Origin of the sequence: Pelagibaculum spongiae, assembly GCF_003097315.1 — a bacterium.
GTDB lineage: Bacteria > Pseudomonadota > Gammaproteobacteria > Enterobacterales > Pelagibaculaceae > Pelagibaculum > Pelagibaculum spongiae.
This window is the reverse complement of the sequence record NZ_QDDL01000001.1, coordinates 395,131-407,462: the sequence shown is the minus strand read 5'-3', so window position 1 is coordinate 407,462 and position 12,332 is coordinate 395,131. Positions and strand designations below refer to the sequence as shown.

Below are 12,332 nucleotides of genomic sequence, written 5' to 3'. Positions count from 1 at the left end.
ATTTTTTTCATGGAGAAATAGTTTCATGTTGCTGGAAATTGGCGGTAGGTCGCTGGATTTATCTCAATCGATAGTGATGGGGATTTTAAACGTCACACCGGATTCATTTTCTGACGGTGGCTGCTTTGATCATCTCGAAGCGGCAGTCGATCAGGCGAAAGTCATGCTTGAGCAAGGTGCGCAGATTATCGATATTGGTGGTGAGTCTACCCGACCGGGTGCTGAAGCTGTTTCTGTTGAAGATGAATTGCAGCGAGTGATTCCAGTGATTAAGGCGATTGCTTCGATTCCAAATATTTTAATTTCAATCGATACCAGTAAGCCAGAAGTAATGCGTAGGGCGATCGCAGCAGGTGCAGATATGATTAATGATGTGTCGGCTTTGCAGTTGCCTGGTGCTTTAGAAGCTGCGGCTGAGTTGGGTGTGCCAGTTTGTTTGATGCATATGCAAGGGCAGCCACGAACTATGCAGCAAAGTCCGCAATATAATGACGTCGCAATGGATGTCAGAGAGTTTTTACAGCAGCGAGTCGACGCATGTGTCGCTGCAGGTATTGCTCGAAAGCGATTGCTATTAGACCCTGGTTTTGGTTTTGGCAAAACACTCGAGCATAATTATCGGCTATTAAGTGACTTGCAAAAACTACAGTCTTTGCGACTGCCGTTATTAATCGGCATTTCTCGTAAAAGCATGATCGGTAATTTATTAAATCGCCCGGTTGAAGATCGGTTGGCTGGCAGTTTGTCGGCTGCAGTGATTGCTCGAATGAAGGGTGGTCAAATTTTTCGAGTGCACGATGTAGCACCAACAGTCGATGCATTAAAAGTAATTGATATGACGCTGACGCAAACTAGTGCGGAGTAAATATGGCGCAAAGAAAATATTTTGGTACAGATGGTATTCGCGGCAAAGTAGGTGAATTCCCAATAACCCCTGATTTTATTTTAAAGCTGGGTTGGGCAGTTGGTCATGTGCTTGCGGGTAAAAATGAGGGGCGTGGCCGGGTGTTGATTGGAAAAGATACCCGTATTTCTGGCTATATGTTTGAATCTGCTTTACAGGCAGGTCTTTCTGCTGCAGGTGTCGATGTGCGGTTATTAGGGCCGATGCCAACGCCAGCAATTGCTTATTTAACCAGAACGCTTCGCGCTGATGCGGGTATTGTGATTAGTGCTTCACATAACCCTTATTACGACAACGGTATTAAATTCTTTTCCCATGAAGGCTTAAAGTTGGATGATGAGCTGGAAGCGGAAATAGAAGCGTTTCTTGAGAAGCCGATATCTACCGTAGACTCGATTAAATTAGGTAAGGCACGCAGAGTGGTAGATGCGGCTGGCCGTTATATTGAATTTTGTAAGGCTTCAATTCCTGGTGACGTCAGTCTTAAAGGTATGAAAATTGTTTTGGATTGCGCCCATGGTGCGACCTATCACGTTGCGCCGGATGTATTTAAAGAATTGGGTGCAAAGGTAACCTGTATTGGTCATGAGCCAGATGGTTTAAATATTAATCGAGGTTGTGGCTCGACGAGCCCTGAAAAATTGCAGCAAACAGTCATTGAGCAGGATGCTGATTTAGGTATTGCTTTTGATGGTGATGGCGACCGATTAATTATGGTTGACCATAAAGGTGAGTTAGTTGATGGCGATGAACTTTTATATGTAATAGCTCGTTACTACAAGCGCAAAGGTATTTGTCCTGGCGGTGTGGTGGGGACTCAAATGAGTAATTTGGGTTTGGAGCATGCACTAGAAAGATTGGGTGTCGGCTTTGTTCGTGCCAAGGTCGGTGACCGATATGTGCTGCAGCAGTTGCAGGAAAAAGGTTGGCTGGTGGGTGGGGAATCGTCAGGTCATATGATCTGCTTGGATAAAACCACCACAGGTGACGGTATTATTGCCGCGCTCCAGGTATTGAATGCGCTGGTAGATGAAGGTGTTTCGTTAGCTGAAGTTAAAAAAGAGATATCCAAGTATCCCCAGAGCATGATCAATGTTCGGATGCGAAGAAAATGCGATCCTTTGGCTAACGAAGAAGTTCGACAGGCTGTAGCTGAGGCAGAAAAACTACTCGGAAGTGAAGGTCGAGTATTGTTAAGGCCTTCCGGCACTGAGCCGGTCGTGCGTGTCATGGTGGAAGGAGTTGGTGAGCAACGTACTCGTCAAGTTTGTGAAGATTTGGCTTTGGTTGTTGAAACTGCTTTGGATAAAGATTAACTAGTTAGCAGGAGATATCTGATTATGAGAACCCCCTTAGTTTTAGGTAACTGGAAGCAAAATGGCTCGCTGGCCACAATTGCTGATTATGCAGCTGAAATGGCGAAGCAAGCTTTGCCGACAACAGTTGAAGCGGGTATTTGCCCGCCAGCGCTTTATGTTGCTGCTGCAATAAATGCTTTAAAAGAAACAAAGCTGGCGGTAGGTAGTCAAGATTGCAGTGAGTACAGTGGTGGTGCTTTTACCGGTGAGATTAATGCAGCCATGATTTCTGATATGGGTTGCGGTTATGCGTTAGTGGGTCATTCTGAGCGTCGTGAGATGTTTGGTGATACCAATGCACGCGTTGCTGACAAATTTATTGCAGTTAAAGCAACGGATGTAACGCCAGTGCTGTGTATTGGTGAGTCGCTGCAGGATCGCGAATCAGAAAAAACTTTTGATGTTGTAGGCGCACAATTGCGCGCAGTATTAGAAAAAACTGGCGAAGAAGGCTTTATTGGTGGTGTAATTGCATATGAGCCTGTGTGGGCAATTGGTACTGGCTTGACCGCTAGTCCAGAGCAAGCACAGGAAGTCCATGAATTTATTCGCGGCGTATTGGCTGAATTTGGTGAAACATTGAAAAATTCCACCAGACTACTTTACGGCGGCAGTGTAAATAAGGATAATGCGCGCGCTCTCTTCGAGAAACCAGATATTGACGGCGGATTGATTGGTGGCGCTTCATTGAAAGTTAATGATTTTGCCGCGGTCATCCAGGCCGCAGGATAAGGATAGATGCATACACTGTTTATCGTCATACACGTTCTAGCCGCAGCAGGTGTCATAGGGTTTGTACTGCTGCAACAAGGTAAAGGTGCTGAAGCCGGTGCAGGTTTCGGTGGTGGCGCTTCGGGAACTGTATTTGGTGCGAGCGGATCAGGTAATTTTCTGACGCGTTCAACTGCCATCTTGGCCGCTATATTTTTTGTGACCAGTTTAACGCTGGGTTACTTCGCGACTGGTAAGCAGGCGCCTGTGAGTATTTTTGGTGGAGATCAACCGGCAGCGGTTGAGCAGCAGGTAGAAATACCTGTAGTTGAAACACCCATCAATGATTCAGACGTACCAGTAGTAGAGTCTATCGAAGCTGAAAAAGCTGAGTAAAACTGATTTGCCGACGTGGTGAAATTGGTAGACACGCCACCTTGAGGGGGTGGTAGCGTGAGCTGTGCCGGTTCGAGTCCGGCCGTCGGTACCAATTGAAAGGGCTGCTATATGCAGCCCTTTCGCTTTTAAGGGCGGAATGTTGCTTTTACAGCCACATTTCGTTATATTTCCGGGCGCTTTTGACGCGGGGTGGAGCAGTTGGCAGCTCGTCGGGCTCATAACCCGAAGGTCACAGGTTCAAGTCCTGTCCCCGCAACCAGAATGATCCTTCGAAAGCCCCTATATGGGGCTTTTTCGTAGGGATAATCGCTGGGAGTGGGCTTTTTAGCCCATTTTTTGTTTTTGAGGTATTACATTGGCAAAATCTGCGGACAGACTTCAAACCATGGTGCAGCCTTCTGTTGAAGCGCTGGGTTTCGAGTTCGTGGGGCTGGATTATCGGGCTCAAGGTCGACATTCACTACTTCGTATTTATATTGATGCTGAGCAAGGCATCAATGTGGATGATTGTGCTCTTGTGAGTAGGCAAGTAAGTGCTGTGTTGGATGTTGAAGATCCGATTACCGGGGAATACACCTTGGAAGTCTCATCTCCTGGCATTGAGCGGCCTTTGTTTACAGCAGAACATTACCGTGCCTATGTTGGGGAGCGGTTAGAGATACGTACTACTGTGCCAGTAGATGGGCGTCGTAACTTTGTTGGGACACTGGCGGCTGCGGATGATGACGCAGTTGATGTAGAGATTGATGGACAGGTTTACAAGTTGGCGCTGATTCAGATTGATAGAGCCCGTTTGAAACCACAATTTTAAGGACTGCCCTAGTGCAGCCAGTGTCGAGGCCATAGGAACGATGAGTAAAGAAATACTGCTGGTAGCCGACGCGGTTTCGCATGAAAAAGGTGTCGATAAGGAAGTAATCTTCCAGGCACTGGAAGCAGCGCTAGCCATGGCGACCAAAAAGAAAAACCTGGAAGAAATTGATGTCCGGGTGGTGATTGACCGTACAACCGGCGAATATGAAACCTTTCGACGTTGGTTAGTTGTTGAAGGCGATCATGAAGGATTTGAGCCAGCGGTTCATCTTTTGGAAGGTTCTGCAGCACTTAAGGATGACACCTTAGTAATCGGTGATTATCACGAAGAGCAGTTAGAATCGATCGAGTTTGGTCGTATCGCAGCGCAAACCGCGAAGCAAGTTATTGTGCAAAAGGTACGTGAAGCAGAACGTGCTCGCGTAGTAGCTGCATTTAAAGATAAAGTAGGTGATATTGTTTCCGGCGTGGTCAAGAAAGCCACTCGTGATCAAATCATTGTTGACCTGGGTGATAACGCGGAAGCTGCAGTGTATCGCGAGCAAATGATTCCGCGTGAGTCTTACCGTCCAGGTGATCGTTTGCGCGGTCAGTTATTCGAAATTCGTACCGATACTCACGGCCCTCAGCTGATGATTAGTCGTACCAGTCCCGAATACTTGATCGAGCTGTTTAAAATCGAAGTGCCAGAAATTGGTGAATATTTGATCGAGATTATGGGCGGTGCCCGTGAGCCAGGTCAGCGTGCCAAGATCGCAGTTCGAGCGAAAGATAACCGTATTGATCCAGTTGGTGCTTGTGTTGGCATGCGTGGTTCGCGTGTACAGGCCATTACTAATGAATTGAACGGCGAACGAATTGATATTGTTTTGTGGGATGAAAACTTGGCGCAATATGTAATTAACGCCATGGCACCTGCAGAAGTCGCTTCAATCGTAATGGATGAAGACAGCCACAGCATGGATATCGCGGTTGCTTCAGACCAGCTTTCTCAGGCAATCGGCCGCAGCGGGCAGAATGTTCGTCTGGCAAGCCAGTTGACTGGTTGGGATCTCAACGTCATGACAGTTGAAGATTTCCAAGAAAAGAATGCGAAAGAAAACCAGGAGCTGATTAATCGCTTTGTTCAAGATTTGAGCATTGACGAAGAAATGGCGTTGTTACTGGTTGAAGAAGGTTTTAGCTCTCTTGAAGAGATCGCTTACGTGCCTGTCCAGGAAATGCTGGAGATTGATGGTCTGGAAGAAGATCTGGTTGAAGAGTTGCGCACCCGGGCACGTGATGCTCTGTTGACTAAGGAATTGGTTAACGAAGAGCAGTTGGACAATGCCCAACCAGCAGAAGATTTGCTGGCATTAGAAGGTATGGATGAGCATTTGGCACGTCAGTTGGCGAGTCAGGGCATCATCACCCAGGAAGATCTGGCAGAACAGTCGGTGGACGACTTGCTAGATACCGAGGGTTTGAGTGAGGAACGTGCAGCTGCGCTGATTATGGCGGCCCGTGCTCCTTGGTTTGAGGATCAGCAATAAATCGGGGTAATGGCGACGATATGGCAGAAGTAACAGTCAAGGAACTGGCCGGTACAGTAAACACACCTGTCGACAAGTTGATGGTTCAGCTTAAAGATGCAGGTGTGACCGTCAACAGTGCGGATCAACGCATCAGTGACAGTGAAAAGCAGCAGTTGCTCAGTTATCTCAAGCAAAGCCATGGCGAGCAGACGGATGCTGCACCCAAGAAAATTACTTTGAGTCGTACTAAGAAGACTCAGCTTAAAGTGTCCGGTTCTACTGGTGGCAGCAAAACTGTGAATGTTGCAGTTAAGAAAAAGCGCACTTATGTAAGCCGGGCAGCTGCCGAGACAGAAGATCAGTCTCGAATTGCTGCCGAGCTAGACGCTCAGCGTGCTGCTGAAGAAACAGCGCGTAAAGCAGCAGAGGATGCTACAGCAAAAGTTGAGCAGGAAAAATCTGCTCAAAAGGTTGCTAAAGAACAAGCCGCACGTTTGTCTGCTGAGAAAAAAGCAGCACAAAAAGCGGAAGCAGAGGCTGCAGCGCTTAAATCTGCAGAAGAGCAAGCGGCACGTAAAACTGCAGAAACAGCAGCGCGTGCTGAAAAGCAAAAAGCTACCGAGCAGGAAACTGCGCGGAAAGTTGCTGACAAAGCCAAGCCACAGCCTACTGCTGGAGAGCGTCAGAAACCTGCACCGCAGGATTCTGGCAAAGCGAAATTAAGTAACAAGCCCCGTCAAGATACACGAAACCGTTCCGGTGGTGGTCTGGCAGAGCAGGGGGGTGAAGTGCGCACTACTAGCACAGCCAAACGTAAAGACGTTAAGAAGGGCGGTAATACCAAGAGTACCGCTAATCGCCGCCAAGGTATGGCAGCGGATGATAATTCACGCCGTCGCGGTCGTCGCGGGGGTTCCCGTAATCGGCGCGGCGCTCAGCAAGATAATGAGCATGGCTTTACTAAGCCAACTGCACCGGTGATCCATGAAGTCAAAATCCCGGAAACCATTACTGTTGCTGAATTAGCGCAGAAAATGAGTGTTAAGGCCGCAGAAGTAATCAAGCACATGATGAAGCTTGGTGCGATGGCGACTATTAACCAGGTGATTGACCAAGAAACTGCCACTATCGTGGTAGAAGAGATGGGTCACAAGCCAGTATCAGTCAACTCAAACGCATTGGAAGATGATGTGCTTGAGAGTATTGAACGTTCAGGTGACACAGCGAATCGTGCACCAGTAGTTACTATCATGGGTCACGTTGACCACGGTAAGACTTCTTTACTGGATTATATTCGTCGTACCCGCGTTCAATCTGGCGAAGCTGGCGGTATTACTCAGCATATCGGTGCTTACCACGTTGAAACTGAGCGTGGCATGGTTACCTTCTTGGATACTCCAGGTCACGCCGCGTTTACCGCAATGCGTGCTCGTGGTGCCAATCTAACCGATATCGCGATCCTGATTGTTGCAGCAGATGATGGCGTAATGCCTCAGACGATTGAATCAGTTCAGCATGCTCGCGCAGCTGGCGTTCCAATCATTGTTGCAGTCAACAAGGTTGATAAGCCTGAAGCAAATGCTGATCGTGTTAAGACTGAATTGTCCCAGCATGAAGTTATTTCTGAAGAATGGGGTGGCGACACTCAGTTCATCGAAGTATCAGCAAAAGAAGGTACCGGCATCGATAAGCTGTTAGAAGCGATCATCGATGAATCAGAACTTCTTGAGCTAAATGCAGTTGCTAACTGTCCTGCCCAGGGTGTTGTTGTTGAAGCGCGTCTTGATAAAGGTCGCGGTGTTGTCGCAACAGTTCTGGTACAAAACGGTACTTTACGCAAAGGCGATATGGTTCTTTGTGGCAGAGAATACGGCCGGGTTCGTGCCCTGTTGGATGAAAATGGCAAGCCAGTTGAAACGGCGGGTCCTTCAATTCCAGTAGAAGTTCTGGGTCTGTCTGGCGCTCCGAATGCCGGTGACGAAGTCACTATGGTACCGAACGAGCGTAAAGCTAAAGAAATCGCACTGTTCCGTCAGGGTAAATTCCGTGATGTGAAACTGGCGCGTCAACAGAAGTCCAAGTTAGAGAATATGTTCTCTAACATGCAGGAAGGCGAAGTCAGCACCGTTAATGTGGTGCTGAAAACCGACGTGCAGGGTTCTCTGGAAGCAATTACCGAATCTCTAGCCAAGCTTTCTACTGACGAAGTACGTGTAAGCGTTATTTCTTCAGCGGTTGGTGGTATCACCGAAACAGACGTTAACCTGGCTGCTGCATCTAATGCACTGGTCATTGGCTTTAACGTTCGTGCTGATGCTACGGCTCGCCGCATTGTTGCAGAAGAAGCAATTGAACTGCGTTACTACAGCGTTATTTATCACCTGATCGATGAAGTGAAACAAGCCATGTCTGGCATGTTAGCGCCTGAGTTCAGAGAAGATATCGTTGGTCTGGCACAAGTTCGTAGCATATTCCGTTCACCTAAGTTTGGTGCGGTTGCTGGCTGTATGGTACTGGAAGGTACTGTTAAGCGTAACGAGCGAATCCGCGTATTGCGTGACTCGGTTGTTATCTATGAAGGTGAACTGGAGTCTCTGCGTCGCTTCAAGGATGACGTTAATGAAGTTCGCAACGGTACTGAATGTGGTATCGCTGTTAAGAACTACAACGACGTTAAAGAAGGCGACCAGATCGAGGTTTACGAGCAGATTGCTGTTCAGCGACAGTTGTAAAAAATATGGCAAGAGAATTTACACGAATAGACCGCCTGGGCGATCAGGTCAGGCGGGAGCTTTCTCAGCTAATACAGCGAGAACTGAAAGATCCTCGGATCGGCATGGTAAGCGTGACAGCTGTTGTAGTGTCACGCGACATGGGCCACGCCCGAGTATATTTTAGCGTGCTCGACGAAGCAGAAGCAGAAGCAACCTGTAAAGTGCTGCAAAATGCCGCAGGTTTTCTTCGCCATAACTTGATGAAACAGATCAAGATCAGGGTTATGCCGCAGCTTCGGTTTTATTATGACAACTCAACTAGTCGTGGATCTGAGCTATCAGCACTGATAGACTCCGCGCTGGCTGAGGATCGACTTCATCCGGGAGCAGAAGACTAGTGGCTCGCAGAGGCAGAAATAGAAGGCGCGGTCGTCCAGTCGATGGCGTTCTTTTGCTCGATAAGCCACTTGGCTTGAGCTCGAATGAAGCATTGCAAGAAGTGAAAGGTATGTTGTTTGCCGAAAAAGCGGGCCATACCGGTAGTCTTGATCCGTTAGCCAGTGGAATGTTGCCACTGTGCTTCGGTGAAGGCACCAAGTTTTCACGCTTCTTGCTCGATGCAGATAAAGCATACCAGTTCACCATGAAACTGGGTCAGCGCACCGAAACCGGTGATGCTGAAGGTGAAGTGATCGAAACCCGTCCTGTGGATGTTAATGAAGCACAGCTGCAACAAGTCGTGGCTGAATTTAGAGGTCCCCAGGATCAAGTGCCTTCCATGTATTCTGCTATCAAGCATGAAGGCCAACCTTTATACAAACTGGCTCGCCAAGGTATTGAGGTAGAGCGTCAACCACGGCCAATCAATGTTTATTCTTTAGAAATTCTAGAGTTGAACGGCGATGAAGCAACGCTTGAAGCTCGGGTTAGCAAGGGAACTTACATTCGTAGTCTGGCCGAAGATATCGGTGAGAAACTTGGATGTGGCGCTCACGTCATCATGTTACGACGACTGAGTGTTGGTGGGTTAGATGACGCCACGATGGTAACGATGGATCAGCTCAAAGAATTGCGAGAGCAAGAATTAGGGCGCGATAAGGTAGAAGCGCTGTTACAGCCTATCTCCACCATGGTTAATCATTGGCCGACGCTAACATTGCCAGATGCCTCCGCATATTATTTGCGAATGGGGCAGCCGGTAGTAGTTCCTAAGGCACCTACCGAAGGTTGGGTTAGCTTGCAATTGCAAGATGAGCGTTTCCTAGGTGTAGGCGAAGTACTGGATGACGGCCGGGTGGCTCCAAGGCGTTTGCTGACGGAAGCTTGATTCCAATTTAATTGGCATTGCACACTGCATGCCGATGATTATTTTTTTAGATGACTTGTAATAGGAGATATCCATATGTTATCTGCAGACGTAAAAGCGCAGATCGTAGCTGAAAACGCACGCGGTGAAGGTGATACCGGTTCCCCAGAGGTTCAAGTAGCACTGTTGACTGCAAATATTGTTGAATTGACTGAGCACTTTAAAGCACACAAGAAAGATCATCACAGCCGTCGTGGACTGCTGCGTATGGTTTCTCAGCGCCGTAAATTGCTTGATTATCTGAAAGGCAAGAATCTGGATCGCTATCGCGCCCTGATCACTAAGCTTGGCCTGCGCCGCTAATTTCAGATATTAACTACTAAGGATCTTCCGAGTGACTCCGAATAGAAAAGTTTTCCAATACGGCAAGCATACCGTCACCATGGAAACTGGCGCGATTGCACGCCAGGCAACGGCAGCGGTACGAGTCGATGTAGATGGCACCACTGTTCTAGTAACTGTTGTTGCTAAAAAAGAGAGTGACGGTGACCGCGGCTTTTTCCCGCTGACGGTTAACTATCAGGAGCGTACCTACTCGTTAGGGAAGATCCCTGGTGGTTTCTTCAAGCGCGAAGGTAGACCGACCGAACGGGAGACTTTAATCTCCCGTTTGATCGATCGCCCAGTTCGCCCGTTATTCCCAGATGCGTTCCAAAATGAAGTTCAGATCGTTGCAACCGTAATGTCGTGGAATCCAGAAGTGGACCCAGATATTCCTGCATTGATTGGTACTTCAGCTGCATTGTGTATTGCTGGTGTTCCATTTATGGGCCCAATCGGTGCGGCAAAAGTAGGTTACGCCAACGGCGAATATCTGCTTAACCCTTCTTTTGAAGAGTTAAAAACCTCCAAGTTAGAATTGATTGTTGCTGGTACTGAAAGTGCAGTGTTAATGGTTGAATCTGAAGCTGAAGAGCTGTCAGAAGAAATCATGTTAGGTGCTGTAATGTTTGGTCACGAGCAGCAGCAAGTTGCTATCGCTGCAATCAACGAGTTCGCTGCCGAGCACGGCAAGCCAGCTTGGGATTGGGAGCCTCCTGCTGAAAATGAAGCATTGGCATCTAAAGTTGCTGAACTGGCAACTGAAGGTATGACTGCTGCATATCAGATTCAGGAAAAAATGAGCCGTTACCAGGCAGTGGGTGAGCTGAAAGCTCAGACTATTGAAGCCCTGGCTGCTGGTGATGCGCCAGAATTCGATGCTAAAGAAGTATCTAAGTACTTCGGTAAGCTAGAAAAAAGCGTTGTTCGTAGCCGCGTATTGTCGGGCGAGCCACGTATCGATGGACGTGAAACTGATACAGTTCGTCCAATTACTGTTGAGCATGGCATTCTGGATCGTACCCACGGTTCTGCATTGTTTACTCGCGGTGAGACTCAGGCAATCGTTACTGCCACTTTGGGTACTGAGCGTGATGCACAGCGCCTGGAAGGTCCAAACGGTGAGCAGTTCGATACCTTCATGTTGCACTACAATTTCCCTCCATTCTGTGTAGGCGAAACTGGCTTCATGAGCGGACCTAAGCGTCGCGAAATCGGTCACGGCCGTTTAGCACGTCGCGGTGTTCAAGCGATCCTGCCTAAGTTCGAAGATTTCCCATACAGCATTCGTGTGGTTTCTGAGATTACTGAATCAAACGGTTCAAGCTCTATGGCTTCTGTTTGTGGTACTTCTCTGGCACTGATGGACGCTGGTGTTCCTGTGAAATCCGGCGTTGCCGGTATCGCAATGGGCTTGATCAAAGGCGACGATTGCTTTGCAGTTCTATCTGACATTCTGGGTGACGAAGATCACCTAGGTGACATGGACTTTAAAGTAGCCGGTAGCCGTAACGGTATCACTGCACTGCAGATGGATATCAAGATCGACGGTATCACTAGCGAAATCATGGAAATCGCTTTAAGTCAGGCAAGTGGCGGACGTTTGTTCATCCTTGACGAGATGGAAAAAGTGATTTCTCAGCCACAAGGCGAGTTATCTTCTTTTGCACCTCGCATGCTGACCATGAAGATCAACCCTGACAAGATCCGTGACGTTATCGGTAAAGGCGGCGCAACTATCCGTCAAATCACCGAAGAAACTGGCGTTGCGATCGATCTGGATGACGACGGTACTGTACGTATCGCCGCGGTTGATTTGGAAGCTGGCGAAAAAGCTAAGAAGATCATCGAACGAATTACTGCTGACGTAGAAGTAGGCACTATCTACCAAGGTACAGTTCAGCGTCTGATGGAATTCGGTGCTTTCGTTAACATCCTGCCAGGCAAAGATGGTTTGGTGCACATTTCTCAAATCGCTGACAAGCGTGTCGAGAAAGTGGCTGACGAACTGAATGTTGGTGATGTGGTTGAAGTTAAGGTACTGGAAGTTGACCGTCAGGGTCGCATCCGTCTTTCTATGAAAGAAGTCGTATCTGACCGTTTAGAAAAGCCTGATGCTGAAGCAGCACCAGTAGTAGAAGAAGCTCCAAAGCAACCAGCAGCTGAATAATTTCAGCCAGCTAGATTGTAAAGATGCTTTTGAAAAAGACGCCTAAGGGCGTCTTTTTTTAT

Annotated in this window: 11 protein-coding genes and 2 tRNA genes; all 13 read left to right on the top strand. The window is 47.9% G+C overall.

The genetic code is table 11. From position 1 onward, the window contains the following. Nucleotides 1–25 precede the first annotated feature (25 nt). The 13 genes from folP (at nt 26) to pnp (ending at nt 12,270) form a co-directional block, all read left to right on the top strand. Complete coding sequence (gene folP, locus DC094_RS01790; RefSeq protein ID WP_116685372.1) at nt 26–865, top strand: dihydropteroate synthase; 840 nt, start codon at nt 26–28, stop codon at nt 863–865. 2 nt (nt 866–867) lie between these two features. Continuing rightward, a complete protein-coding gene (gene glmM, locus DC094_RS01785; protein WP_116685371.1) occupies nt 868–2,220 on the top strand; it encodes a phosphoglucosamine mutase in 1,353 nt (450 codons plus the stop codon). Between the two features lie 24 nt (nt 2,221–2,244). Beyond that, the gene (tpiA, locus tag DC094_RS01780) at nt 2,245–2,994 is read left to right on the top strand and encodes a triose-phosphate isomerase (protein ID WP_116685370.1); all 750 of its coding nucleotides are present in this window, start codon (nt 2,245–2,247) and stop codon (nt 2,992–2,994) included. Nucleotides 2,995–3,000: 6 nt separating this feature from the next. After that, the gene (gene secG / locus DC094_RS01775; RefSeq protein ID WP_116685369.1) at nt 3,001–3,369 is read left to right on the top strand and encodes a preprotein translocase subunit SecG; all 369 of its coding nucleotides are present in this window, start codon (nt 3,001–3,003) and stop codon (nt 3,367–3,369) included. Between the two features lie 9 nt (nt 3,370–3,378). After that, nucleotides 3,379–3,463: transfer RNA gene (locus DC094_RS01770), tRNA-Leu, on the top strand. A 92-nt stretch (nt 3,464–3,555) separates the two neighbouring features. Then, nucleotides 3,556–3,631 (top strand) — tRNA-Met (locus tag DC094_RS01765). A gap of 96 nt (nt 3,632–3,727) precedes the next feature. After that, nucleotides 3,728–4,183: a ribosome maturation factor RimP gene (gene rimP, locus DC094_RS01760; protein ID WP_116685368.1), complete on the top strand. Its 456-nt coding sequence runs from the start codon at nt 3,728–3,730 to the stop codon at nt 4,181–4,183. A gap of 40 nt (nt 4,184–4,223) precedes the next feature. Continuing rightward, nucleotides 4,224–5,717 (top strand): transcription termination factor NusA, encoded by a 1,494-nt coding sequence (gene nusA, locus DC094_RS01755; protein ID WP_116685367.1) that lies wholly within the window; start codon nt 4,224–4,226, stop codon nt 5,715–5,717. A gap of 20 nt (nt 5,718–5,737) precedes the next feature. After that, nucleotides 5,738–8,431, top strand: coding sequence for a translation initiation factor IF-2 (gene infB, locus DC094_RS01750; RefSeq protein WP_116685366.1), 2,694 nt, complete (start codon nt 5,738–5,740; stop codon nt 8,429–8,431). Between the two features lie 5 nt (nt 8,432–8,436). Next, nucleotides 8,437–8,811 carry a 30S ribosome-binding factor RbfA gene (gene rbfA / locus DC094_RS01745; protein ID WP_116685365.1) on the top strand — a complete coding sequence of 125 codons (375 nt, stop codon included), beginning with the start codon at nt 8,437–8,439 and terminating at the stop codon, nt 8,809–8,811. Then, complete coding sequence (truB, locus tag DC094_RS01740) at nt 8,811–9,740, top strand: tRNA pseudouridine(55) synthase TruB (RefSeq protein ID WP_116685364.1); 930 nt, start codon at nt 8,811–8,813, stop codon at nt 9,738–9,740. Before rbfA ends, truB begins: the two co-directional genes overlap by 1 nt. A gap of 75 nt (nt 9,741–9,815) precedes the next feature. Then, nucleotides 9,816–10,082: a 30S ribosomal protein S15 gene (gene rpsO / locus DC094_RS01735; protein ID WP_116685363.1), complete on the top strand. Its 267-nt coding sequence runs from the start codon at nt 9,816–9,818 to the stop codon at nt 10,080–10,082. Between the two features lie 31 nt (nt 10,083–10,113). Continuing rightward, nucleotides 10,114–12,270, top strand: coding sequence for a polyribonucleotide nucleotidyltransferase (pnp, locus tag DC094_RS01730; protein ID WP_116685362.1), 2,157 nt, complete (start codon nt 10,114–10,116; stop codon nt 12,268–12,270). Nucleotides 12,271–12,332 lie beyond the last annotated feature (62 nt).